Annotated in this window: 22 protein-coding genes; 15 read left to right on the top strand and 7 right to left on the bottom strand. The window is 54.4% G+C overall.

Going from position 1 to position 23,799, the window contains the following annotated elements; all coding sequences use genetic code 11:
* Window positions 1-7: 7 nt before the first annotated feature.
* On the top strand, window positions 8-907 hold the full coding sequence (nhaR, locus tag O9K67_RS20945) for a transcriptional activator NhaR (RefSeq protein WP_061497810.1): 900 nt from the start codon (window positions 8-10) through the stop codon (window positions 905-907).
* Between the two features lie 47 nt (window positions 908-954).
* On the opposite strand, the gene rpsT is transcribed toward nhaR, so the two are convergent.
* Entirely contained in the window at window positions 955-1,218 is a 264-nt protein-coding gene (gene rpsT / locus O9K67_RS20940; protein WP_061497808.1) for a 30S ribosomal protein S20, read from the bottom strand.
* 327 nt (window positions 1,219-1,545) lie between these two features.
* Between rpsT and ribF the strand changes: the two genes are divergently transcribed.
* From ribF to rihC, 6 genes are all read left to right on the top strand, one after another.
* Entirely contained in the window at window positions 1,546-2,487 is a 942-nt protein-coding gene (ribF, locus tag O9K67_RS20935) for a bifunctional riboflavin kinase/FAD synthetase (RefSeq protein WP_061497806.1), read from the top strand.
* Window positions 2,488-2,532: 45 nt separating this feature from the next.
* Window positions 2,533-5,349, top strand: a complete 2,817-nt coding sequence (ileS, locus tag O9K67_RS20930; protein WP_061497804.1) for an isoleucine--tRNA ligase — start codon at window positions 2,533-2,535, stop codon at window positions 5,347-5,349.
* Window positions 5,349-5,849: a signal peptidase II gene (gene lspA / locus O9K67_RS20925; RefSeq protein WP_061497802.1), complete on the top strand. Its 501-nt coding sequence runs from the start codon at window positions 5,349-5,351 to the stop codon at window positions 5,847-5,849. The genes ileS and lspA overlap by 1 nt, the downstream gene beginning before the upstream one ends.
* Before the next feature lie 107 nt (window positions 5,850-5,956).
* Window positions 5,957-6,406, top strand: a complete 450-nt coding sequence (fkpB, locus tag O9K67_RS20920) for an FKBP-type peptidyl-prolyl cis-trans isomerase (protein ID WP_061497800.1) — start codon at window positions 5,957-5,959, stop codon at window positions 6,404-6,406.
* Window positions 6,407-7,357, top strand: coding sequence for a 4-hydroxy-3-methylbut-2-enyl diphosphate reductase (gene ispH / locus O9K67_RS20915; RefSeq protein ID WP_061497798.1), 951 nt, complete (start codon window positions 6,407-6,409; stop codon window positions 7,355-7,357).
* Window positions 7,358-7,431: 74 nt separating this feature from the next.
* Window positions 7,432-8,346: a ribonucleoside hydrolase RihC gene (gene rihC, locus O9K67_RS20910; protein WP_061497796.1), complete on the top strand. Its 915-nt coding sequence runs from the start codon at window positions 7,432-7,434 to the stop codon at window positions 8,344-8,346.
* Here rihC and O9K67_RS20905 read toward each other — a convergent pair.
* Window positions 8,343-9,242 carry a LysR family transcriptional regulator gene (locus O9K67_RS20905; RefSeq protein WP_061500189.1) on the bottom strand — a complete coding sequence of 300 codons (900 nt, stop codon included), beginning with the start codon at window positions 9,240-9,242 and terminating at the stop codon, window positions 8,343-8,345. The two genes, rihC and O9K67_RS20905, sit on opposite strands and share 4 nt — an antisense overlap.
* 99 nt (window positions 9,243-9,341) lie before the next feature.
* Between O9K67_RS20905 and O9K67_RS20900 the strand changes: the two genes are divergently transcribed.
* The 8 genes from O9K67_RS20900 to folA all read left to right on the top strand — a co-directional run bounded on the left by O9K67_RS20900 (window position 9,342) and on the right by folA (window position 19,406).
* Complete coding sequence (locus tag O9K67_RS20900; RefSeq protein WP_061497793.1) at window positions 9,342-9,971, top strand: alanyl-tRNA editing protein; 630 nt, start codon at window positions 9,342-9,344, stop codon at window positions 9,969-9,971.
* Window positions 9,972-10,134: 163 nt separating this feature from the next.
* Window positions 10,135-10,956, top strand: a complete 822-nt coding sequence (gene dapB, locus O9K67_RS20895; protein ID WP_061497792.1) for a 4-hydroxy-tetrahydrodipicolinate reductase — start codon at window positions 10,135-10,137, stop codon at window positions 10,954-10,956.
* A 453-nt stretch (window positions 10,957-11,409) separates the two neighbouring features.
* Window positions 11,410-12,558 carry a glutamine-hydrolyzing carbamoyl-phosphate synthase small subunit gene (gene carA, locus O9K67_RS20890; RefSeq protein ID WP_061497789.1) on the top strand — a complete coding sequence of 383 codons (1,149 nt, stop codon included), beginning with the start codon at window positions 11,410-11,412 and terminating at the stop codon, window positions 12,556-12,558.
* A gap of 17 nt (window positions 12,559-12,575) precedes the next feature.
* On the top strand, window positions 12,576-15,800 hold the full coding sequence (carB, locus tag O9K67_RS20885; protein WP_061497787.1) for a carbamoyl-phosphate synthase large subunit: 3,225 nt from the start codon (window positions 12,576-12,578) through the stop codon (window positions 15,798-15,800).
* A gap of 197 nt (window positions 15,801-15,997) precedes the next feature.
* The gene (locus tag O9K67_RS20880) at window positions 15,998-16,231 is read left to right on the top strand and encodes a YgdI/YgdR family lipoprotein (RefSeq protein ID WP_061497784.1); all 234 of its coding nucleotides are present in this window, start codon (window positions 15,998-16,000) and stop codon (window positions 16,229-16,231) included.
* Window positions 16,232-16,363: 132 nt separating this feature from the next.
* Window positions 16,364-16,894, top strand: coding sequence for a glutathione-regulated potassium-efflux system oxidoreductase KefF (gene kefF / locus O9K67_RS20875; RefSeq protein WP_061497782.1), 531 nt, complete (start codon window positions 16,364-16,366; stop codon window positions 16,892-16,894).
* Window positions 16,887-18,749, top strand: a complete 1,863-nt coding sequence (gene kefC, locus O9K67_RS20870; RefSeq protein WP_061497779.1) for a glutathione-regulated potassium-efflux system protein KefC — start codon at window positions 16,887-16,889, stop codon at window positions 18,747-18,749. Before kefF ends, kefC begins: the two co-directional genes overlap by 8 nt.
* Window positions 18,750-18,926: 177 nt before the next feature.
* Window positions 18,927-19,406 carry a type 3 dihydrofolate reductase gene (folA, locus tag O9K67_RS20865; protein WP_061497777.1) on the top strand — a complete coding sequence of 160 codons (480 nt, stop codon included), beginning with the start codon at window positions 18,927-18,929 and terminating at the stop codon, window positions 19,404-19,406.
* Between the two features lie 33 nt (window positions 19,407-19,439).
* Here folA and apaH read toward each other — a convergent pair whose 3' ends face one another.
* The 5 genes from apaH to surA are packed head-to-tail and all read right to left on the bottom strand — an operon-like array spanning window position 19,440 to window position 23,766.
* Window positions 19,440-20,288, bottom strand: a complete 849-nt coding sequence (apaH, locus tag O9K67_RS20860; RefSeq protein ID WP_061497775.1) for a bis(5'-nucleosyl)-tetraphosphatase (symmetrical) ApaH — start codon at window positions 20,286-20,288, stop codon at window positions 19,440-19,442.
* A 6-nt stretch (window positions 20,289-20,294) separates the two neighbouring features.
* Window positions 20,295-20,672 carry a Co2+/Mg2+ efflux protein ApaG gene (apaG, locus tag O9K67_RS20855; RefSeq protein ID WP_061497772.1) on the bottom strand — a complete coding sequence of 126 codons (378 nt, stop codon included), beginning with the start codon at window positions 20,670-20,672 and terminating at the stop codon, window positions 20,295-20,297.
* A gap of 3 nt (window positions 20,673-20,675) precedes the next feature.
* Window positions 20,676-21,497, bottom strand: coding sequence for a 16S rRNA (adenine(1518)-N(6)/adenine(1519)-N(6))-dimethyltransferase RsmA (gene rsmA / locus O9K67_RS20850; protein WP_061497770.1), 822 nt, complete (start codon window positions 21,495-21,497; stop codon window positions 20,676-20,678).
* Entirely contained in the window at window positions 21,494-22,480 is a 987-nt protein-coding gene (gene pdxA, locus O9K67_RS20845) for a 4-hydroxythreonine-4-phosphate dehydrogenase PdxA (RefSeq protein ID WP_061497768.1), read from the bottom strand. The genes rsmA and pdxA overlap by 4 nt, the downstream gene beginning before the upstream one ends.
* The gene (surA, locus tag O9K67_RS20840; RefSeq protein ID WP_061497765.1) at window positions 22,480-23,766 is read right to left on the bottom strand and encodes a peptidylprolyl isomerase SurA; all 1,287 of its coding nucleotides are present in this window, start codon (window positions 23,764-23,766) and stop codon (window positions 22,480-22,482) included. Before surA ends, pdxA begins: the two co-directional genes overlap by 1 nt.
* Between the last annotated feature and the right edge of the window lie 33 nt (window positions 23,767-23,799).

The raw sequence follows: 23,799 nt of genomic DNA, 5'->3' as shown, positions 1-23,799 counted from the left end.
ATCATCGATGTCTTATATTAATTACAATCATTTGTATTATTTCTGGCATGTTTATCGTGAAGGCTCCGTCGTTGGCGCGGCGGAGGCACTCTGGCTGACGCCGCAAACTATCACCGGGCAGATCAAAGCGCTGGAAGAGCGGTTGCAAGGCAAACTCTTTAAACGTAAGGGGCGTGGGCTGGAGCCGACAGAACTGGGTGAATTGGTGTTTCGCTATGCGGATAAAATGTTCACCCTGAGTCAGGAAATGCTGGATACCATTAATTACCGTAAAGAGTCCAATTTGCTCTTTGATGTGGGGGTCGCCGATGCGCTCTCTAAACGGCTGGTGAGTGGGGTGCTGGACGCTGCCGTACAGGACGGGGAACAAATTCATCTGCGCTGTTTTGAGTCTACCCACGAGCTGCTGCTTGAGCAATTAAGCCAGCATAAACTGGATATGATCATCTCTGATTGCCCAATCGATTCCACGCAACAAGAGGGGCTCTTTTCCGTGAAGATTGGTGAATGCAGCGTCAGTTTTTGGTGTTGTAATCCGCCGCCGCAAAAACCATTCCCGTTTTGCCTGGAAGAACGTCGTTTATTGATACCTGGCCGACGCTCAATGCTCGGACGCAAGTTGTTGAACTGGTTTAACGTCCAGGGGTTACAGGTGGAAATCCTCGGGGAGTTTGACGATGCCGCGTTAATGAAGGCGTTCGGTGCAGCGCATAACGCAATTTTTGTCGCACCATCGCTGTATATTCACGACTTTTATGCGGACGAGCGCATGGTAGAGATAGGGCGGGTGGATAATGTGATGGAGGAGTATCACGCCATTTTCGCGGAACGGATGATCCAGCATCCGGCGGTGCAGCGCATTTGTAATCGAGATTACTCAGGGCTCTTCTCACCGTTACGGAAATAAAAAACCCGCCAGGAGGCGGGTTTTTCACAAAGCCAACAAGCGGGCAATTAAGCCAGTTTGCTGATCTGCGCGGCCAGGTTAGCCTTATGACGCGCTGCTTTGTTTTTGTGGATCAGACCCTTAGCGGCCTGACGATCCACGATCGGTTGCATTTCGTTAAATGCATTCTGCGCAGCGGCTTTGTCGCCAGCTTCAATTGCAGCGTACACTTTCTTGATGAAAGTACGCATCATTGAGCGACGGCTAGCGTTGTGCTTGCGAGCCTTTTCAGACTGAACGGCGCGCTTCTTAGCTGATTTGATATTAGCCAAGGTCCAACTCCCAAATATGATCTATATGGACAATTCAAAGGCCGGGGAATATGCCCTTTTAGCCTTCTTTTGTCAATGGATTTGTGCAAATAAGCGCCGTTAATGCACGACGCTACGTTACGTAGTGATGGCGCAGGATTCTAACAGCTTGCGTGTCGCGAATACAGCTTTTCCACCAGAAAAATCGCTATCAAGGCCAGATTTTCATACCTACAGGACACAGCCTGATGAAATCCTTCTCCTTTCTGCTTTGTTAAGGCAATCGTCGGTTAACGTCGCACGCTGTACAAGGTATAATCCGACGATTTTCACTGTTTTGAGCCAGACATGAAGCTGATACGCGGCATACATAATCTCAGCCAGGCACCGCACGGGTGTGTGCTGACTATTGGTAATTTCGATGGCGTCCACCGTGGCCATCAGGCGTTATTACAAGGGCTTGGCGAAGAAGGCCGTGCTCGTGGGCTACCCGTGGTGGTGATGATTTTTGAACCACAACCGCTGGAACTGTTTGCTGGCGAAAAAGCGCCTGCACGCCTGACGCGTTTGCGGGAAAAGCTGCGTTGGCTGGCTGAATGCGGCGTGGATTACGTGCTGTGCGTGCGTTTCGATCGCCGTTTTGCAGCGCTGACCGCACAAACGTTTGTCAGCGATCTGCTTGTCGATCGTCTTGGCGTGAAATTTCTCGCCGTCGGTGATGATTTCCGCTTTGGCGCTGGTCGCCAGGGGGATTTCTTGTTATTACAGAAAGCGGGCGAGAAGTACGGCTTTGACGTTATCAGCACACAAACCTTTTGTGAAGGCGGTACTCGCGTAAGCAGCACGGCGGTGCGGCAGGCGTTGGCTGACGATAACCTCGAACAAGCTGAAACGTTACTGGGCCATCCTTTCAGCATCTCCGGGCGCGTGGTGCACGGCGATGAGTTGGGGCGGACGATAGGTTTCCCGACGGCGAATTTACCGCTGCGTCGTCAGGTCTCCCCGGTTAAAGGGGTGTATGCGGTAGAAGTGGCTGGACTGGGCGATACTGTCCTTCCCGGCGTTGCCAATATCGGCACTCGCCCGACAGTCTCTGGTGTACGTCAGCAACTGGAAGTGCATTTGCTGGATGTTGTAATGGACCTCTACGGGCGCCATATAGATGTAGTACTGCGTAAAAAATTACGCAATGAGCAGCGATTTGCCTCCCTCGATGAACTGAAAGCGCAAATCGCCCGAGATGAGGTAGCGGCCCGCGAGTTTTTTGGGCTATCTAAACCGGCTTCTTAAGGCCTGGTGGTATTAATCAAACCGAAATACGGAACCGAGAATCTGATGAGTGACTATAAATCTACCCTGAATTTGCCGGAAACAGGGTTCCCGATGCGTGGCGATCTCGCCAAACGCGAGCCGGGGATGCTGGCGCGTTGGACTGATGATGACCTGTACGGCATCATCCGTGCAGCGAAAAAAGGCAAAAAAACCTTCATTCTGCATGATGGCCCTCCTTATGCGAATGGCAGCATTCATATTGGTCACTCGGTTAACAAGATTCTGAAAGACATTATTGTGAAGTCCAAAGGACTCGCAGGATATGACTCGCCTTACGTTCCGGGCTGGGACTGCCATGGCTTGCCGATCGAGCTGAAAGTGGAGCAGGAGTTCGGGAAACCGGGCGAGAAGTTCACCGCCGCCGAGTTCCGCGCCAAATGTCGCGAATACGCAGCCACGCAGGTTGACGGTCAGCGCGCTGATTTTATCCGCCTTGGCGTGCTCGGCGACTGGTCGCACCCGTATCTGACGATGGACTTCAAAACCGAAGCTAATATCATTCGTGCGCTGGGGAAAATCATTGGTAACGGCCACCTACATAAAGGCGCGAAACCGGTGCACTGGTGCGTTGACTGCCGCTCTGCGCTGGCGGAAGCGGAAGTGGAATATTACGACAAAACCTCTCCGTCCATTGATGTTGCATTCCACGCGGTTGATCAGGCTGCGGTAAAAGCCAAATTCGGCGTATCGTCGGTTAATGGCCCGATTTCGCTGGTTATCTGGACCACCACCCCGTGGACACTACCAGCCAACCGCGCGATCTCCCTCTCACCAGAATTCGACTATGCGTTGGTGCAGGTTGATGGTCAGGCGCTGATCCTGGCGAAAGATCTGGTTGAAAGCGTAGCAAAACGCATCGGCGCTGCAGACTACGCTGTTTTGGGCACCGTGAAAGGTTCTGAACTGGAACTGATGCGCTTTAAACATCCGTTCCTCGACTTTGATGTGCCAGCGATCCTGGGCGATCACGTTACGCTGGATGCCGGTACCGGTGCGGTGCATACCGCCGGCGGTCATGGCCCGGACGACTACACCATCAGCCTGAAATACGGTCTGGAAATTGCTAATCCGGTCGGCCCGGACGGCGCGTATCTGGCCGGGACCTATCCTGCGCTGGATGGCATCAACGTCTTCAAAGCCAACGACATCATCGTCAATATGCTGCGTGACAGCGGCGCACTGTTGCATGTCGAAAAACTGCAGCACAGCTATCCGTGCTGCTGGCGTCACAAGTCGCCGATCATCTTCCGTGCGACGCCGCAGTGGTTTGTCAGCATGGATCAAAAAGGCCTGCGCGCGCAGTCTCTCAAAGAGATCAAAGGTGTACAGTGGATCCCGGACTGGGGCCAGGCGCGTATCGAATCCATGGTTGCTAACCGCCCTGACTGGTGTATTTCGCGTCAGCGTACCTGGGGCGTGCCGATGTCGCTGTTTGTTCACAAAGACACGGAAGAGCTGCATCCGCGTACTGAAGAGCTGATTGAAGCCGTTGCTAAACGCGTTGAAGCGGAGGGGATCCAGGCATGGTGGGATCTCGATCCTCGTGACATCCTGGGTGACGATGCTGACAATTATGTGAAAGTGCCGGACACGCTGGACGTCTGGTTTGACTCCGGTTCAACCCATGCTTCCGTTGTGGATGTGCGCCCGGAATTTGCCGGTCATGCGGCGGATATGTATCTGGAAGGTTCGGATCAGCATCGTGGCTGGTTTATGTCTTCCCTGATGATTTCTACGGCAATGAAAGGCAAAGCGCCATACCGCCAGGTGCTGACACACGGTTTCACCGTTGATGGCCAGGGACGCAAAATGTCCAAATCCATCGGCAACACCGTGTCGCCGCAGGATGTGATGAATAAGCTGGGTGCAGACATTTTACGTCTGTGGGTGGCGTCGACCGACTATACCGGCGAAATGGCGGTGTCGGACGAAATCCTCAAACGTGCCGCCGACAGCTATCGTCGTATCCGTAACACCGCGCGCTTCCTGCTGGCGAACCTGAACGGTTTCGACCCGGTAAAAGATATGGTGCAGCCGGAAGAGATGGTGGTGCTGGATCGCTGGGCGGTTGGCTGCGCGCAAGCAGCGCAGGAAGATATCCTGAAAGCATACGAGTCCTACGACTTCCATGAAGTGGTACAGCGTCTGATGCGCTTCTGCTCCATCGAGATGGGCTCGTTCTACCTCGACATCATCAAAGACCGTCAGTACACCGCAAAAGCAGACAGCGTTGCGCGTCGTAGCTGCCAGACCGCGCTATATCATATCAGCGAGGCGCTGGTGCGCTGGATGGCACCGATCCTGTCCTTCACCGCTGATGAAATCTGGGGATACCTGCCGGGCGATCGTGAGAAGTATGTTTTCACTGGTGAGTGGTACGAAGGCCTGTTTGGTCTTGCTGAAACCGAAGCCATGAACGATGCCTTCTGGGACGAGTTGCTGAAAGTCCGCGGCGAAGTGAACAAGGTGATTGAACAGGCGCGAGCTGACAAGAAAGTCGGTGGTTCTCTGGAAGCGGCGGTAACGCTGTTTGCCGAACCTGAGCTGGCGGCGAAGCTGACAGCGCTGGGGGATGAATTGCGATTTGTCCTGTTGACCTCGGGTGCGAAAGTTGCGGATTATGCCACGGCTTCTGCGGACGCCTGGCAGAGCGATGTGCTCAAAGGGCTGAAGGTCGAATTAAGCAAGGCCGAAGGTGAGAAATGCCCGCGTTGCTGGCATTACACTACCGATGTCGGTCAGGTGGCGGAACACGCAGATATCTGCGGACGCTGTGTAAGCAACGTCGCCGGTGACGGCGAAAAACGTAAGTTTGCCTGATGAGTAAACCGATCCTTTCAACAGGGCTGCGCTGGCTATGGCTGGTCGTGGTTGTGCTGATTATCGATCTGGGCAGTAAATACCTGATCCTCCAGAACTTTGCTCTGGGGGATACGGTTTCTCTGTTCCCGTCTCTTAATCTGCATTATGCGCGTAACTATGGTGCCGCATTCAGTTTTCTGGCTGACAGTGGTGGCTGGCAGCGCTGGTTTTTCGCGGGTATCGCTATAGGCATCTGCGTGGTGTTGGCGGTGCTGATGTACCGGGCGAAAGCCTCGCAGAAACTGAATAACATCGCTTATGCGCTGATTATCGGTGGTGCGTTGGGTAACCTGTTCGACCGTTTGTGGCATGGTTTTGTCGTCGATATGATCGATTTCTATATGGGCGACTGGCATTTTGCTACGTTTAACCTTGCTGATACCGCGATCTGTATCGGTGCGGCGTTGATTGTGCTGGAAGGTTTCTTACCCTCCGCGGCAACGAAAAAACAGGCGTAATCCGTCAAAGCAGTGCAGGCCCGGTTGTGGGCCGGATAGCGTTGTGTCATCCGGCAATGAAAATGCAACCGGGCAGTATCACTGCTCAAAACATAAGAGCAACCTGCATGTCTAAATCCGTACAAAGCGATAGCGCAGTGCTGGTGCACTTTACGCTGAAACTTGAAGATGGCTCTCTTGCTGAGTCAACCCGCAATAACGGCAAACCGGCGTTGTTTCGCCTTGGTGACGGTTCACTTTCCGAAGGGCTGGAACAACATCTGCTGGGTTTGAAGGCCGGTGAGAAAAAAGCGTTCTCTCTCGAGCCGGACGCCGCATTTGGTACGCCGAGCCCGGACCTGATCCAGTATTTCTCCCGTCGTGAGTTTATGGACGCCGGAGAACCTGAAGTTGGTGCGATTATGCTTTTTACGGCAATGGACGGCAGTGAAATGCCCGGCGTGATCCGTGAAGTCAACGGCGACTCTATTACCGTTGATTTTAACCACCCGCTGGCGGGCAGAACCGTCCATTTTGATATCGATGTGCTGGAAGTCGATCCAGCGCTGGAGGCATAAATGCAGATCCTGTTGGCTAACCCGCGCGGTTTTTGCGCCGGGGTTGACCGCGCTATCAGCATTGTTGAAAACGCGCTGGCCATCTACGGTGCGCCGATTTATGTGCGCCATGAAGTGGTGCATAACCGCTACGTCGTTGATAGCCTGCGCGAGCGTGGCGCTATTTTTATTGAGCAGATCAGCGAAGTGCCGGATGGCGCGATCCTCATTTTCTCCGCCCACGGAGTTTCCCAGGCGGTGCGTAATGAAGCAAAAAGTCGCGATCTGACTGTCTTCGATGCGACCTGTCCGCTGGTCACCAAAGTCCATATGGAAGTTGCTCGTGCCAGTCGACGCGGCGAAGAGGCGATTCTGATTGGTCATGCTGGTCATCCGGAAGTGGAAGGAACTATGGGCCAGTACAGCAACCCGGAAGGGGGCATGTATCTGGTGGAATCGCCGGAAGATGTCGGAACGCTGAATATCAAAGACGCGGGCAAGCTGTCATTTATGACGCAGACCACACTTTCAGTCGATGACACGTCTGCTGTGATTGATGCGCTGCGTGAGCGTTTCCCGCAGATTGTTGGCCCGCGTAAAGACGATATCTGCTATGCCACCACCAACCGTCAGGAAGCCGTGCGTGCGCTGGCTGAGCAGGCCGAAGTGGTGCTGGTCGTCGGCTCGAAAAACTCCTCCAACTCCAACCGCCTTGCTGAGCTGGCGCAGCGTATGGGGAAACGGGCATATCTGATTGATGACGCGTCTGATATTCAGGAAGTCTGGGTGCAAAACATTGCCTGCGTTGGCGTGACGGCAGGCGCATCCGCACCGGATATTCTGGTGCAGCAAGTGATTGCGCGTTTACAGGCGCTGGGTGGCGGCGAGGCCATTCCGCTGGAAGGGCGTGAAGAGAATATTGTTTTCGAAGTGCCAAAAGAGCTGCGCGTGGATGTTCGCGAAGTCGAATAACGTTTTTACCCGTGCCTTATGCGAAGATGCCAGACTCAGTCTGGCATTTTTTTTAATAATCTTGTGGAGGTGTTATGCGCCAGCCGATCATTCTCGACACCGACCCCGGCATTGATGATGCTGTTGCCCTTGCTGCGGCCTTGTTTGCGCCGCAGTGCGATCTCAGGTTAATCACCACCGTTGCCGGCAACGTTTCGCTGGAAAAAACCACCCGTAACGCGTTGCAACTACTGAATTTCTGGCAGGCCGACATTCCGCTGGCGCAGGGGGCGGCAACACCTTTGCTGCGACCTCTTTACTGTGCAGCCGATGTCCACGGCGAGTCCGGAATGGAGGGATACGACTTTGTTGAGCACCCGCGCCAGCCGCTGGCGAAACCGGCATTTCAGGCGATCCGCGACGTGCTACTGGCATCGCCGGAGCCGATAACGCTGGTCACCATCGGTCCGCTCACCAACATTGCGCTATTGTTGTCGCACTACCCGGAGTGCCAGTTCAACATCCGCCGACTGGTGATGATGGGCGGTTCCGCCGGGCGTGGCAATTTTACTCCGAACGCTGAGTTTAATATTGCTGTCGATCCGGAAGCCGCCGCCCGCGTGTTTAACAGCGGTCTGGAAATTGTGATGTGTGGGCTGGACGTCACCAACCGGGCGACATTAACCCCCGAGTTTCTGGCGACGCTGCCCACGCTAAACCGCTCGGGCCACATGTTACACGCGCTGTTTAGCCACTACCGCAGCGGCAGCATGACAACGGGATTGCGGATGCACGATCTCTGTGCGATTGCCTGTCTGGTTCGCCCTGAGTTGTTTACGCTGAAATCCTGTTTTGTGGCGGTAGAAACCCAGGGACGTTATACCGCCGGGACCACCGTGGTGGATCTTGACGGCAAGCTTAATCAACCGCCAAACGCGCGGGTAGCGCTGGACATCGACATAAACGGTTTTCGCCACTGGGTGGCGGAAGTGCTGGCACTGGCACCCTAAGAGGCCATTTTTTCAGTCAGGTAATCGATCATTGCCCGCATGCGGGCGGGCATATGTTTGTTACGCGCCCACAGTAGCCACAGTTCTCCGGTATAGCTGCTGATGAATTCCCATTCCGGCAGGAGTTGCACAATCTCGCCGCTGTTGAGTGATTCGCGGGCGGTAAACAGTGGCAGGCTGCCAATACCAAGATGTTGCTTAACAGCATCCAGTCGCACGCCAGTGTGATTCGCGGCATAACGTCCCCGTGTCTGAATGGTTTCCACGTTGTCGCCGCGACAGAATTTCCAGCGCGAATCCGTTGGCGTCTCGCCAAGGCTTATACAGCTGTGGTCGCGCAATGCCTGCGGGTGAGTTGGCGTACCATGCTGGCGCAAGTATTCCGGTGTCGCGCAGATAACGTGCGTCACTGGCATCAGCGTTCTGCCATAGAGTCCGGGGGAGGGAGAATGGGTTATGCGCAGCGCCAAATCAACGCCATCGTCGATCAAATCCATATAGCGGTCTTCAAGCCGCAAACAGATATCCACTTGCGGGTAGCGCTGAAGAAACTCAGGTATCAGCGGGTGAATAACAAAACGACCAATGGCTTTGGGAACGCTGACGGTCAACTTACCCTGCGCGATGCTCTGCATACTGCTACCAGAATCCATGGCCTGGCGTGCGGCATCCAGCATCTCCACTGCATGGTCATATACCATTTTTCCAGTGGCGCTGAGCGCCAGTTTGCGGGTGGTACGGTGCAACAACTTATTGCCTAACTCACGTTCCAGTCGCGTAACGCTACGGCTGATTGCCGAGGGTGTCGCGCCAGACAAGCGAGCGGCCGCGGAAAAACTGCCCTGATCAACGATGCAGACAAACGTCGCAAGATCCGGAAGCAGGCTCAGATTCAGATTCATTTGTGCGTCTCAGGCAAAAGTGCATTGAATGGCGATGTAATTATCGCTGCCAGTGAATTGAATATACTCTGCCTCTTGAGAGGAGGACACCCCATGACTGAACGCCTTTATTACACCAGCGATGTGCTGGAATGTACTGCACAGGTGCGACGCTGCGATCAACAAAGCGAAGAGCACTATGCAATTGTGCTCGATAAAACAATTTTTCATCCGCAGGGCGGGGGACAGCCCGCCGATAAGGGATGGATCGCCGGGATTCCGGTTGAGACTGTTTTGCAACAAGGTGATGACGTTGTGCATATTCTGGCCCAGCCATTGGCGGCAAATGCGGTCAGGTTAGAAGTCGATGCCCTGTGTCGGGCACTGCATGCGCGTCTGCATTCCGCCGGGCACCTGATTGGTTATGCCGGAGAGCAGTATGGCTGGCGGCCCGTAAAAGCGCACCACTGGCCGGGGGAAGGGCGCATCACCTTTGCTGCCGGGGAGAATGCCCGCGAACCGGAGATTCAGTGGCTGGATGAGTTCATTGAAGGCTGGCGGTCTGCGGCATTGCCCCGTCATATTGCCTTTGAAGATGGGCGTCGCAAAGTGCGCTTTGGCGATCTCCCTGCCTATGATTGCGGCGGTACGCATGTCGCTTCGTTGGCTGAACTGGGTTCGGTGGTGATCGGTAGCGTTAAAATGAAAAAAGGTCAGCTTATCGTCAGTTACACGGTGCAATAAGCCATAACGTCTGAGTCTGCTTCGTCGTATCATGCCTTTTACTGATATTTCTGGCTGTATATCATTAAATTCTAATTATCGGCGTTTTCGGCTGGTGGCCCCGTCGCGGGCTGGTTAATCTGGAAACGATTCTCACGCATTTTTTTAACAAAAGAGTACAACTATGCATGATGCACCAATCCGCGTAGCCATCGCGGGCGCTGGCGGGCGTATGGGCCGTCAGCTGATTCAGGCGGCACTGGGAATGGAAGGCGTGGAGCTTGGCGCCGCGCTGGAGCGCGAGGGATCTTCCCTGTTAGGCAGCGACGCGGGCGAACTGGCCGGTGTGGCTAAAACAGGCGTAGCCATACAGAGTAGCCTTGAGGCGGTAAAAGATGATTTTGATGTGTTTATCGACTTCACTCGTCCGGAAGGAACGCTGAACCATCTCGCTTTCTGCCGTCAGCATGGCAAAGGCATGGTCATCGGTACCACCGGGTTTGATGATGCAGGTAAGCAGGCAATCGCTGATGCTGCGCAGGAAATAGGGATTGTTTTTGCCGCGAACTTCAGCGTAGGCGTAAACGTCATGCTGAAGCTACTGGAGAAAGCAGCAAAAGTGATGGGCAACTATACCGATATCGAAATCGTTGAAGCCCATCATCGTTACAAAGTCGATGCCCCGTCAGGTACCGCGCTGGCAATGGGCGAAGCGATTGCGCAGGCACTGAATAAAGATTTAAAAGAGTGCGCCGTGTACTCCCGCGAAGGTCACACCGGCGAACGTGTTCCAGGCACAATTGGTTTTGCGACCGTGCGTGCAGGCGATATCGTCGGCGAACATACGGCAATGTTCGCCGATCTTGGCGAACGTGTCGAGATTACGCATAAAGCTTCAAGCCGCATGACGTTCGCTAATGGCGCAGTGCGCTCCGCTTTGTGGCTGAAAGGAAAAAATAAGGGCCTTTTTGATATGCGAGACGTGCTTGATCTCAATAATTTGTAAGTTTATTACCCATCGTGATGTGGTTGTTGCAGTCATAGTGACTTGATTGCAAAGGGCAATATTTTATTGCCCTTTTATTTTTTCACTTTCAAGGTGATTTTGCCAAGAGTCATCTAAAATTATCAATCTTCCCCGTATTTTTTGTTTCATAATTGTAAATTTTGACCATCTGGTCTACTTTTTACGTTATGGCACAACCCGTAAGCAATTTTCTTGCGGCGCAAGCGTTTTCCTGGACGGTTTATCTGATCTTTTTGTCTGTTAAAGCCAGTAAACAAAGGCAGTGGCGTAAAAGAATAAGAAAAATATGCGAGATAAGTTGACTTTTAACCGACATCTCTCCAGAATGCCGCCGTTTGCCAAAAATCCACGGCCAGCAAATTTGCATTGATTCATCATCTGCATTTGAATTAATATGCAAATAAAGTGAGTGAATATTCTCTGGAGGATGTTTTGATTAAGTCAGCGCTATTGGTTCTGGAAGACGGAACCCAGTTTCACGGTCGGGCCATAGGGGCAACGGGCACGGCGGTTGGGGAAGTCGTTTTCAATACTTCAATGACCGGTTATCAAGAAATCCTCACTGATCCTTCCTATTCCCGCCAAATCGTCACTCTTACTTATCCCCATATCGGTAATGTTGGCACCAATTCCGCTGACGAAGAATCCTCTCAGGTACATGCGCAAGGCCTTGTCATTCGTGACCTGCCGCTGATTGCCAGCAACTTCCGCAATACCGAAGATCTCTCTTCTTACCTGAAGCGCCATAACATTGTGGCCATTGCTGATATTGATACCCGTAAGCTGACCCGTTTGCTGCGCGAAAAAGGTGCGCAAAACGGCTGCATTATCGCAGGCGACAATGTTGATGCCGCTGTGGCGCTGGAGAAAGCGAAAGCCTTCCCGGGCCTGAACGGTATGGATCTGGCGAAAGAAGTGACCACCGCAGAAACCTACAGCTGGACACAAGGAAGCTGGACACTGGCGGGCGACCTGCCGCAGGCAAAAAAAGAGAGTGAATTGCCGTTCCATGTAGTGGCTTATGACTACGGTGCGAAACGCAACATCCTGCGCATGCTGGTGGACAGAGGCTGCCGCCTGACGGTGGTTCCGGCGAAAACGCCTGCCGCAGATGTCCTGAAACTCAATCCGGATGGGATTTTCCTGTCTAACGGTCCTGGTGACCCGGCGCCGTGTGGCTACGCTATCGACGCGATTAAAACGTTCCTTGAGACGGAGATTCCGGTGTTCGGCATCTGTCTCGGCCATCAGTTGCTGGCGCTGGCGAGCGGTGCGAAAACTGTGAAAATGAAATTTGGTCACCACGGCGGTAACCACCCGGTAAAAGATATCGATAACAACACGGTGATGATTACCGCGCAGAACCACGGTTTTGCCGTCGACGAAGCCTCTATGCCTGCTAACCTGCGCGTAACGCATAAATCGCTGTTCGATGGCACGCTGCAGGGGATTCATCGCACCGACAAACCGGCATTCAGTTTCCAGGGGCATCCGGAAGCAAGCCCGGGGCCGCACGATGCCGCGCCGCTGTTCGACCATTTTATCGAGTTAATTGAGCAATACCGCAACACCGCCAAATAATCAGGAGAACAAGAGCCATGCCAAAACGTACAGATATAAAAAGCATCCTGATCCTTGGCGCAGGTCCGATTGTTATCGGCCAGGCGTGTGAGTTTGACTACTCTGGCGCGCAGGCCTGTAAAGCCCTGCGTGAAGAGGGCTACCGCGTGATCCTGGTGAACTCCAACCCGGCGACCATTATGACGGACCCGGAGATGGCGGATGCCACCTATATTGAGCCTATCCACTGGGAAGTGGTGCGCAAAATCATCGAAAAAGAGCGTCCGGACGCTGTCCTGCCGACCATGGGCGGCCAGACTGCGCTGAACTGCGCGTTGGAGCTGGAGCGCCAGGGCGTACTGGAAGAGTTTGGCGTGACCATGATTGGCGCGACTGCCGATGCAATTGATAAAGCAGAAGATCGCCGTCGCTTTGATATTGCGATGAAGAAAATCGGTCTCGATACTGCCCGTTCCGGCATTGCGCACACAATGGATGAAGCGCTGGCGGTGGCGGCAGATGTCGGCTATCCGTGCATTATCCGTCCTTCCTTTACCATGGGCGGCACCGGCGGCGGCATCGCTTATAACCGCGAAGAGTTTGAAGAAATTTGCGCCCGCGGCCTGGATCTTTCCCCAACCAATGAGCTGCTGATTGACGAGTCGCTGATTGGCTGGAAAGAGTACGAGATGGAAGTGGTGCGTGATAAGAACGACAACTGCATCATCGTCTGCTCGATTGAAAACTTCGATGCCATGGGGATCCACACCGGTGACTCCATCACCGTTGCGCCAGCGCAAACGCTCACCGATAAAGAGTACCAAATCATGCGTAACGCTTCGATGGCGGTACTGCGTGAAATCGGCGTAGAAACAGGCGGTTCCAACGTACAGTTCGCGGTAAACCCGAAAAACGGCCGTCTGATTGTAATTGAGATGAACCCGCGCGTGTCCCGCTCCTCAGCGCTGGCGTCAAAAGCGACCGGCTTCCCGATTGCTAAAGTCGCGGCGAAACTGGCAGTGGGCTACACGCTGGACGAGCTGATGAACGACATCACTGGCGGTCGTACCCCGGCATCGTTCGAACCTTCTATCGACTACGTCGTGACCAAGATCCCGCGCTTCAACTTCGAGAAGTTTGTTGGTGCCAATGACCGTCTGACCACGCAGATGAAGTCTGTGGGCGAAGTGATGGCGATTGGTCGTACACAGCAAGAATCGATGCAGAAAGCGTTGCGTGGTCTGGAAGTGGGCGCAACCGGCTTTGACCCGAAAGTTAGCCTTGACGATCCGGAAGCGCTGACCAAAATCCGCCGCGAGCTGAAAGATGCCGGCGCAGAGCGCATTTGGTACATCGCGGACGCATTCCGCGCAGGCCTCTCCGTGGATGGCGTGTTTAACCTGACCAATATCGACCGCTGGTTCCTGGTACAAATTGAAGAGCTGGTGCGTCTGGAAGAGCAGGTTGCGGAAGTGGGCATCAACGGTCTGGATGCGGACTTCCTGCGCCAGTTGAAACGTAAAGGCTTTGCTGATGCGCGACTGGCGAAACTGGCTGGCGTACGCGAGGTGGAAATCCGCAAGCTGCGCGATCAGTATGACTTACACCCGGTTTATAAACGCGTGGATACCTGTGCTGCAGAATTCGCCACCGATACCGCGTATATGTACTCCACCTATGAAGAAGAGTGCGAAGCCAACCCGAACCAGGATCGCGACAAGATCATGGTGCTAGGCGGTGGTCCAAACCGTATCGGTCAGGGTATTGAGTTCGACTTTTGCTGCGTACACGCCTCGCTGGCGCTGCGTGAAGATGGTTACGAGACCATTATGGTCAACTGTAACCCGGAAACCGTGTCGACCGACTATGACACTTCCGATCGCCTCTATTTTGAACCGGTTACCTTCGAAGACGTGCTGGAAATCGTGCGCATCGAGAAACCGAAAGGCGTGATTGTGCAGTACGGCGGTCAGACGCCGCTGAAACTGGCGCGTGCGCTGGAAGCCGCTGGCGTGCCGGTAATTGGCACCAGCCCGGATGCCATTGACCGTGCGGAAGACCGCGAGCGTTTCCAGCATGCGGTTGAACGTCTGAAACTGAAACAGCCCGCTAACGCCACGGTAACGGCGCTGGAGCAGGCGGTTGAGAAAGCAAAAGAGATTACTTACCCGCTGGTCGTGCGTCCTTCTTATGTGCTGGGTGGTCGCGCGATGGAAATCGTCTATGACGAAGTGGATCTGCGTCGCTACTTTATGACGGCTGTCAGCGTCTCCAACGATGCGCCGGTACTGCTGGATAAATTCCTCGACGACGCGGTGGAAGTGGATGTCGATGCGGTGTGCGATGGTGAAAATGTGCTGATTGGCGGCATCATGGAGCACATCGAGCAGGCTGGCGTACACTCCGGCGACTCCGCCTGTTCCCTGCCAGCTTATACCCTGAGTCAGGAAATTCAGGATGTGATGCGCCAGCAGGTGCAGAAACTCGCGTTCGAATTGCAGGTGCGCGGTCTGATGAACGTGCAGTTTGCCGTGAAAGATAACGAAGTCTACCTGATTGAAGTGAACCCGCGTGCCGCGCGTACCGTACCGTTTGTCTCCAAGGCGACTGGCCTGCCGCTGGCGAAAGTTGCTGCGCGCGTGATGACCGGTAAAACGCTGGTGCAGCAGGGCCACACCAAAGAGATCATCCCGCCGTACTACTCGGTGAAAGAAGTGGTGCTACCGTTCAATAAATTCCCGGGCGTCGATCCGCTGTTAGGGCCAGAAATGCGCTCGACCGGTGAAGTGATGGGCGTGGGGCGTACCTTCGCGGAAGCGTTTGCCAAAGCGCAGCTCGGCAGCAACTCCACGATGAAGAAACACGGTCGTGCGCTGCTCTCTGTGCGTGAAGGCGACAAGGAGCGTGTGGTGGATCTGGCGGCGAAACTGCTGAAACAGGGCTTCGAGCTGGATGCGACTCACGGGACGGCGATTGTACTGGGCGAAGCGGGCATTAATCCGCGTCTGGTGAACAAGGTGCATGAAGGGCGTCCGCACATTCAGGATCGTATCAAGAATGGCGAATACACTTACATCATTAACACCACTGCGGGTCGCCAGGCGATTGAAGACTCCAAACTGATTCGCCGCAGCGCACTGCAGTACAAAGTACACTATGACACCACACTGAACGGTGGCTTCGCGACGACCATGGCACTGAACGCGGATGCAACGGAGAAAGTGATTTCGGTGCAGGAAATGCACGCACTGATCGGTAAGTAATCGACCTCTGGCCCGCTTCCTGGGCCGGATTTGCTTATCCTGATTCACAGGCCTGATGGCGTTTTACTCATCAGGTCTGTGATACCTCACGCTTTCCATTCTCTTCAGAGTGTTCTGCATTTTCCCCGTTACTCAGTGAGTTAACCTAAAATGGGTTAACAGATGAATGAAATACACTGAAAAGCAGGGAGATAACCATGCGAACGAAACTTCTTATGACTTCACTCTTTACTGCCGCTGCACTGTTTACCGTAGCCGGGTGTTCTTCGAATCAGGCTGTACGTACCACCGACGGTAAGACCATTGTCACCGACGGAAAACCGAAAGTGGATGATGACACCGGGCTGGTTTCCTATAAAAATGCAGAAACCGGTAAAACCGAGCAGATTAACCGCGATCAGGTAAAAAACATGAGCGAGCTGGATAACTGATCCGCGAATGTGGTGCGGTGGCGATTGCCATCGCACGCCTCTCCCCTTATTCCCACACAGATTGCCGCTTTTAGCCTGACGATTAACTGTCTACACTCAAAGAAAAATAAGGCAGTGAAGACAGGCTGATCGATGATTCTGATTATTTATGCACATCCCTATCCGCAGCACTCCCATGCGAATAAGCGGATGATTGAATTGGCACGGACGCTGGAAAATGTCGAAGTGCGTTCCCTCTATGAGCTCTATCCCGATTTTAATATCGACGTAGCCGCCGAGCAGGAGGCTGTTTCCCGTGCTGATCTGATTATCTGGCAACATCCAATGCAATGGTATGGCGTCACGCCGTTGCTCAAGTTGTGGATCGATAAAGTGTTGTCGCACGGCTGGGCTTATGGTCACGGAGGTACGGCGTTACACGGTAAGAGTGTGATGTGGGCGGTCACCACCGGCGGAGGGGAAAATCATTTCAATATTGGTTCTCATCCGGGGTTTGACGTGCTGTGCCAGCCGTTACAGGCCACAGCGCTTTATTGCGGGTTGAACTGGCTGCCGCCCTGCGCGGTGCATTACACCTTTGTCTGCGATGATGAAACGTTGCAGGCGCAGGCGCGTCATTATAAACAACGTTTGCTGGAGTGGCAGGAGGCGCAACATGGATAGTCATTCCTTAATTCAGGCGTTGATCTACCTTGGTTCGGCGGCACTGATAGTGCCTATTGCCGTCAGGCTGGGGCTAGGGTCTGTGCTCGGCTATCTGATAGCCGGCAGCGTGATTGGTCCGTGGGGATTACGGTTGGTCACCGACGCTGAATCTATCCTGCATTTCGCCGAAATCGGCGTTGTGCTGATGCTGTTTGTGATCGGCCTTGAGTTGGATCCGCAGCGGCTATGGAAGCTGAGAGCCTCGGTGTTTGGCGGTGGCGCGTTGCAAATGGCCAGTTGTGGGCTCCTGCTGGGCCTGTTTTGCGCGCTGTTAGGCCTCCCCTGGCCGGTAGCATTGTTGATTGGCCTGACGCTGGCACTCTCCTCAACCGCTATTGCGATGCAGGCGATGAATGAGCGTAACCTGACGGTGTCGCAAATGGGACGCAGCGCTTTTTCGGTGTTGCTCTTCCAGGATATCGCCGCCATTCCGCTGGTGGCGATGATCCCACTTCTGGCGGCGAGCGGCGCTTCTACCACGCTGGGAGCATTCACGCTTTCGGCGCTGAAAGTGGTTGGCGCGCTGGTGCTGGTTGTTTTGCTGGGGCGCTATGTTGCCCGTCCGGCATTGCGCTTTGTCGCGCGCTCTGGCCTGAGGGAAGTGTTCTGCGCCGTGGCGCTCTTTCTGGTCTTCGGTTTTGGTTTGTTGCTGGAAGAGGCGGGTTTGTCGATGGCGATGGGGGCATTTCTGGCTGGCGTATTGCTCGCCAGCTCCGAATACCGGCATGCGCTGGAAAGCGATATTGAACCCTTCAAAGGTTTGCTGCTCGGGTTGTTCTTTATCGGCGTTGGCATGTCTATCGACTTTGGCACACTGGTAACACACCCCTTGCGGATTTTGTTGCTGCTGGTGGGCTTCCTGGCCATTAAAAGTGCGGTGCTGTGGCTGATTGCCCGCCCGTTGAAGGTGCCCGGTAAGCAGCGACTATGGTTTGCGGCATTGTTGGGTCAGGGGAGCGAATTCGCCTTTGTGGTGTTTGGCGCGGCACAAACGGCGCAGGTGCTCGATAGCGAGTGGGCAAAAGCGTTAACGCTTACCGTCGCGCTCTCAATGGCGGCGACGCCGCTGCTGCTGGTGCTGTTAACTCGTCTGGAAACAGCGGGCTCACAGCAGGAGCGCGAAGCCGATGAAATTGATGAAGAAGAAGCGCGGGTGATTATCGCCGGGTTCGGGCGTTTTGGTCAGATTGCCGGGCGCCTGTTGCTCTCCAGCGGCGTGAAGATGGTGGTGCTCGATCACGATCCGGATCATATCGAAACACTGCGCAAGTTCGGCATGAAGGTCTTTTACGGTGATGCCACGCGGGTGGATCTGTTGGAGTCTGCCGGCGCAGGGCGCGCGGAAGTCTTGATCAATGCGATTGACGATCCCCAGGCCAGCCTGTTGCTGACAGAACTGGCGAAAGAGCACTTCCCCGATCTGCAGGTGATTGCCCGTGCGCGCGATGTTGATCACTATATACGGCTGCGCCAGGCCGGTGTTGATAAACCGGAGCGTGAAACCTTTGAGGCGGCGCTGAAAGTGGGGCGCATCGCACTGGAAGGGTTAGGCCTGGGTTCGTATGAAGCCCGTGAGCGTGCCGATCACTTCCGCCGTTTCAACACCCGGATGGTGGAGGAGATGGCACAGGTCGAAAACGATGCGCTGGCGCGGGCGGCGGTATTCAAACGCACCAGCGCGATGCTGACGGAAATTATTGCAGAAGATCGCGCGCATCTGTCGCTGATTCAGCAACATGGCTGGCAGGGGACGGATGAAGGGCGGCATACCGGCGATCCTGGTGATGAGCCCGCAGTGAAACCACAGGTCTGACGGCATTATCGGGTAAGCGTTTGATTCAAAAACGGTGGAACGCTGGCGATACAGTACTGTGCTGTGGTGTCGCCAGCAGAATGAAAAATTTTCTCATTCTTTACCTTGCCCACCGTCGACGAAAGATTGCGCTTTCCGTATAGTGGCGACAATTTTTTTGCATCCAGGAATGAATGAATGATCAGTTTGATTGCGGCGTTAGCGGTGGATCGCGTCATTGGCATGGAAAACGCGATGCCGTGGAATTTACCTGCCGATCTGGCCTGGTTTAAGCGCAATACCTTAAACAAACCGGTTGTGATGGGGCGTCTGACGTGGGAATCCATTGGTCGCCCGCTGCCAGGCCGTAAAAACATTGTTATCAGTAGCCAGCCAGGCACAGACGATCGTGTGGTGTGGGTGAAATCTGTCGATGAAGCGATTGCCGCCTGCGGTGATGTGGAAGAGATCATGGTGATCGGCGGCGGTCGCGTTTACGAGCAGTTCCTGCCGAAAGCGCAGCGTCTCTACCTGACGCATATCGACGCGGAAGTGGAAGGCGATACCCATTTCCCTGACTACGATCCGGACGATTGGGAATCGGTATTTAGCGAGTTTAACGATGCGGATGCGCAGAACTCGCACAGCTACTGCTTCGAGATCCTGGACCGCAGATAATACACGTCCCCGGCTTTATGCCGGGGACTGCTTTCAGGAGGCGATCGCCTCGTCTTCACCCAGATCCATTTGGCGGTTAGAGGGTTGCACAAAGTAGGCTTTGTCTTCCCAGCGCAGGCAGGTTAACACGCCGCCCCAGCAACACCCCGTATCCAGGCCGTAGATCCCTTCTGGTGTCCCTTCACCTTCCAGCGAAGCCCAGTGACCAAAGACAATGCTGTACTCCTCTGACACAGGGCCTGGGATGGAAAACCACGGTTTTAACGGTGCGGGAGCATGGGCAGGAATGTCTTTGCAGTACATATCAAGCTGCCCGTTTGGGAAGCAGTAGCGCATGCGCGTTAATGCGTTGGTGATAAAGCGCAGACGAGCAAGTCCACTCAGTTCCGTTGACCAGTGGTTGGGTAGATCGCCATACATGGCGTCCAGAAACAGAGGATAGGAGTCGCTCGACAGCACGGCTTCAACATCGTGCGCGCAATGTTTGGCCGTCTCGAGGTCCCACTGGGGCGTGATCCCGGCATGAGCCATCACCAGTTTTTTCTCTTCGTCGACCTGGAGTAGCGGCTGGCGGCGCAGCCAGTTAATCAGTTCATCGGCATCGGCGGCTTCCAGGAGCGGAGTCAGCCGGTCTTTCGGCTTATTGCGGCTGATGCCTGCAAAGACGGCCAGCAGATGCAGGTCGTGATTTCCCAGTACGACACGTACGCTGTCGCCAAGGGATTTGACAAAACGCAGCACATCCAGTGAGCCAGGCCCACGGGCAACCAGATCGCCGGTCAACCATAAGGTATCCTGGCCGGGGGTAAAGTCGACCTGTTTTAACAATGCGATCAGTTCATCATAGCAACCATGAACGTCGCCAATAAGATATGTAGACATTGTGTATTAATGGATCAGTGTAGGAACGGCGAGCCGGAAGACCGGGATGGAGATGCGAAAGAGGTCCCCTTGCGCATCGATCATTTCGTAGTGGCCTTGCATGGTGCCCAGCGGCGTTTCGATAACCGCGCCGCTGGTGTACTGGTATTCGCCGCCGGGTTCGATGTGCGGCTGTACGCCGACCACACCTTCGCCCTGAACTTCCGTTTCGCGGCCATTTCCATTTGTGATCAACCAGTAGCGTTTCAGCAACTGGACAGGGGTTCGCCCCAGGTTCCGGATAGTAATGGTGTAAGCAAAGACATAACGTTCATCGTCGGGAGCGGACTGAGACTCAATATAGACGCTTTGCACCTGAATACAGACTCGGGGCGAATTGATCATACGTTAACTCTCCTTCGGCGGCGGATTATCAGCCAGGTAGTTCGCCAACTGGCAATATTGCGCAACAGAGATATTTTCTGCACGCATCGCCGGATCGATACCCAGCGATGTCAACACGTCGACGGTAAACACATTACCGAGGCTGTTGCGGATAGTCTTGCGACGCTGGTTAAAGGCTTCCGTAGTGATGCGGCTCAACACGCGTATATCTTTTACCGGATGCGGCAGTGTCGCGTGCGGAACCAGGCGAACCACGGCTGAATCCACTTTTGGCGGCGGCGCAAACGCCGTCGGCGGCACTTCCAATACCGGAATGATCTGGCAATAGTACTGCGCCATGACGCTTAATCGACCATACGCTTTACTGTTTGGTCCTGCAACCAGGCGATTGACCACCTCTTTTTGCAACATAAAATGCATGTCGGCAATGGCATCAGTATAGCTAAACAGATGGAACATCAGCGGTGTAGAGATGTTATACGGCAGATTGCCGAAGACGCGCAGTGGCTGACCCAGCGTCTGAGACAATTCGCCAAAGTTCATGGTCATTGCATCTTGCTGATAGATAGTCAGTTTTGGCGCAAGAAATGGGTGCGTCTGCAGGCGCGCAGCCAAATCGCGGTCAAGTTCGATGACCGTCATTTTATCCAGACGTTCACCGACGGGCTCCGTCAGCGCGCCAAGACCCGGGCCGATTTCGACCATGGCCTGACCTTTTTGCGGGTTGATCGCCGAAACGATGCTGTCGATCACGAACTGGTCGTGGAGAAAGTTTTGCCCGAAGCGTTTGCGGGCTAAGTGGCCCTGATGGACGCGATTATTCATTGAGTATTAACAATCATTTTGATGGCGAGATTAAGCGCCGTAATAAAACTGCCGACATCCGCTGTTCCCAGGCCTGCGAGTTCAAGCGCGGTGCCATGGTCAACGGATGTGCGAATAAAAGGTAAACCGAGGGTGATATTCACGCCGCGGCCAAATCCCTGGTATTTTAGCACGGGCAGGCCCTGATCGTGGTACATCGCCAGCACAGCGTCGGCATTATCGAGGTATTTGGGTTGAAACAGCGTATCGGCGGGCAATGGGCCACTTAAGTTCATCCCTTGCGCCCGCATTTCATCCAGCACCGGAATGATGGTATCAATCTCTTCGGTGCCCATATGGCCACCTTCGCCCGCATGCGGGTTAAGACCGCAAACTAAAATATGCGGCTGGCGGATGCCAAACTTTTGTTGCAGGTCACCGTACAGGATGCCGATCACTTCGCGAAGCAGTTCCGGCGTGATCGCGTCAGCTACCGCCTTGAGCGGCAAATGGGTGGTGGCCAGCGCAACGCGTAGCTCTTCGGTGGCCAGCATCATCACCACTTTGGCGGCGTGCGAGCGCTCCTCGAAGAACTCCGTATGCCCGGTAAAGGGAGTTCCGGCATCGTTGATCACGCCTTTATGCACGGGACCTGTGATCAATGCGGCAAATTCACCGTTCAGGCAGCCATCGCAAGCGCGAGCCAGCGTTTCGACAACATACGGACCGTTTTGCGTATTCAACACGCCGGGGGTAACTGTAGCGCGCAGAGACAGGGGCAACACGGTCAGTGTCCCGGCCTGTTGCGGCGCGGCGGGGGCGGCGGGAGCGTACTCCCGCAGCACCAGCGGCAGACCGAGCAGGGCAGCCCGCTCGGTTAGCAGCGTCGCATCTGCACAGATAACCAGTTCAACCGGCCAGTCGCGCTGGGCGAGTTGCACCACCAAATCCGGGCCAATCCCGGCGGGTTCGCCGGGAGTGATAACGACACGCGCTGTTTTCATTAGTTGCTCAAAATTTTCACGTAGGCGCTGGCGCGTTGTTCCTGCATCCAGGTTGCCGCTTCTTCAGAGAACTTACGGTTCATCAGCATACGGTAGGCTCTGTCTTTCTGCGCCGCGTCGGTTTTATCAACGTTGCGGGTATCAAGCATTTCGATCAGATGCCAACCGAAAGAGGAGTGAACCGGGCCGCTCATTTGCCCGCGTTTCAGTTTCATCAACGCGTCACGGAAAGCGGGATCGTAAATGTCGGCCGCAGCCCAACCAAGATCGCCTCCCTGGTTCGCTGAGCCTGGATCCTGAGAGAACTCTTTTGCCGCGTTAGCAAAGGTGGTTTTGCCACTCTTGATATCGGCAGCGATTTCTTGCAGTTTCACTCGAGCTTGATCGTCGCTCATGATCGGCGATGGTTTCAGCAGGATGTGACGTGCGTGCACTTCGGTAACGGAAATACTCTGGCTCTGACCACGCAGATCGTTCACTTTCAGAATGTGGAAACCCACACCAGAACGGATGGGGCCGATCACATCGCCTTTTTTCGCCGTGCTTAATGCCTGGGCGAAAATACTTGGCAGTTCCTGAATACGCCCCCAGCCCATCTGACCGCCTTTCAGCGCTTGCTGGTCGGCAGAGTAAGTGATAGCGAGTTTTCCGAAGTCATTGCCACTACGGGCTTGTTCAACAATAGAACGCGCCTGGCTTTCGGCTTCGTTGACCTGATCAGAAGTTGGGTTTTCCGGCAGCGGAATCAGGATATGGCTCAAATTCAGCTCGGTGCTGGCGTCGTTCTGGTTGCCCACTTGCTTCGCCAGCGTTTCAACTTCCTGCGGCAGCACGGTGACGCGACGGCGAACTTCGCTGTTGCGCACTTCGGAAATGATCATCTCTTTGCGGATCTGGGCACGGTAGGTGCTGAAGTTCACCCCGTCGTAAGCCAGGCGGCTGCGCATCTGATCCATCGTCATATTGTTTTGTTTCGCAATATCGGCGATGGCAGCGTCAAGCTGTTCGTCAGTGACTTTGACGCCCATCTTCGTGCCCATCTGCAGAATGATTTGATCCATGATCAGGCGTTCAAGGATCTGATGGCGCAGTGTGGCGTCATCAGGTAACTGCTGGCCTGCCTGTCCTGCGTTAGCCTTCACAGATTGCATCAAACCATCAACGTCACTTTCAAGCACCACGCCATTGTTCACGACAGCGGCGACTTTATCTACAACCTGAGGCGCAGCAAAACTGGTATTCGCAACCATAGCGATACCGAGAAGCAGCGTTTTCCAGTTCTTCATACCTTTTCCATTTCAATTAACCGCAATGCGGAT

Source organism: Kosakonia oryzendophytica, assembly GCF_027886705.1.
GTDB lineage: Bacteria > Pseudomonadota > Gammaproteobacteria > Enterobacterales > Enterobacteriaceae > Kosakonia > Kosakonia oryzendophytica.
The sequence above is the reverse complement of the archived record's forward strand: the minus strand, read 5'-3'. Positions and strand labels throughout refer to the sequence as shown.

Coding starts and splice junctions, on each gene's coding strand:
- dapB (WP_061497792.1), top strand. CDS start 10,135: ATGCATGATGCACCAATCCGCGTAGCCATCGCGGGCGCTGGCGGGCGT.
- kefC (WP_061497779.1), top strand. CDS start 16,887: ATGGATAGTCATTCCTTAATTCAGGCGTTGATCTACCTTGGTTCGGCG.
- ileS (WP_061497804.1), top strand. CDS start 2,533: ATGAGTGACTATAAATCTACCCTGAATTTGCCGGAAACAGGGTTCCCG.
- rsmA (WP_061497770.1), bottom strand. CDS start 21,497: ATGAATAATCGCGTCCATCAGGGCCACTTAGCCCGCAAACGCTTCGGG.
- nhaR (WP_061497810.1), top strand. CDS start 8: ATGTCTTATATTAATTACAATCATTTGTATTATTTCTGGCATGTTTAT.
- apaG (WP_061497772.1), bottom strand. CDS start 20,672: ATGATCAATTCGCCCCGAGTCTGTATTCAGGTGCAAAGCGTCTATATT.
- pdxA (WP_061497768.1), bottom strand. CDS start 22,480: ATGAAAACAGCGCGTGTCGTTATCACTCCCGGCGAACCCGCCGGGATT.
- ribF (WP_061497806.1), top strand. CDS start 1,546: ATGAAGCTGATACGCGGCATACATAATCTCAGCCAGGCACCGCACGGG.
- apaH (WP_061497775.1), bottom strand. CDS start 20,288: ATGTCTACATATCTTATTGGCGACGTTCATGGTTGCTATGATGAACTG.
- ispH (WP_061497798.1), top strand. CDS start 6,407: ATGCAGATCCTGTTGGCTAACCCGCGCGGTTTTTGCGCCGGGGTTGAC.
- surA (WP_061497765.1), bottom strand. CDS start 23,766: ATGAAGAACTGGAAAACGCTGCTTCTCGGTATCGCTATGGTTGCGAAT.
- kefF (WP_061497782.1), top strand. CDS start 16,364: ATGATTCTGATTATTTATGCACATCCCTATCCGCAGCACTCCCATGCG.
- fkpB (WP_061497800.1), top strand. CDS start 5,957: ATGTCTAAATCCGTACAAAGCGATAGCGCAGTGCTGGTGCACTTTACG.
- lspA (WP_061497802.1), top strand. CDS start 5,349: ATGAGTAAACCGATCCTTTCAACAGGGCTGCGCTGGCTATGGCTGGTC.
- folA (WP_061497777.1), top strand. CDS start 18,927: ATGATCAGTTTGATTGCGGCGTTAGCGGTGGATCGCGTCATTGGCATG.
- carB (WP_061497787.1), top strand. CDS start 12,576: ATGCCAAAACGTACAGATATAAAAAGCATCCTGATCCTTGGCGCAGGT.
- O9K67_RS20900 (WP_061497793.1), top strand. CDS start 9,342: ATGACTGAACGCCTTTATTACACCAGCGATGTGCTGGAATGTACTGCA.
- O9K67_RS20880 (WP_061497784.1), top strand. CDS start 15,998: ATGCGAACGAAACTTCTTATGACTTCACTCTTTACTGCCGCTGCACTG.
- rihC (WP_061497796.1), top strand. CDS start 7,432: ATGCGCCAGCCGATCATTCTCGACACCGACCCCGGCATTGATGATGCT.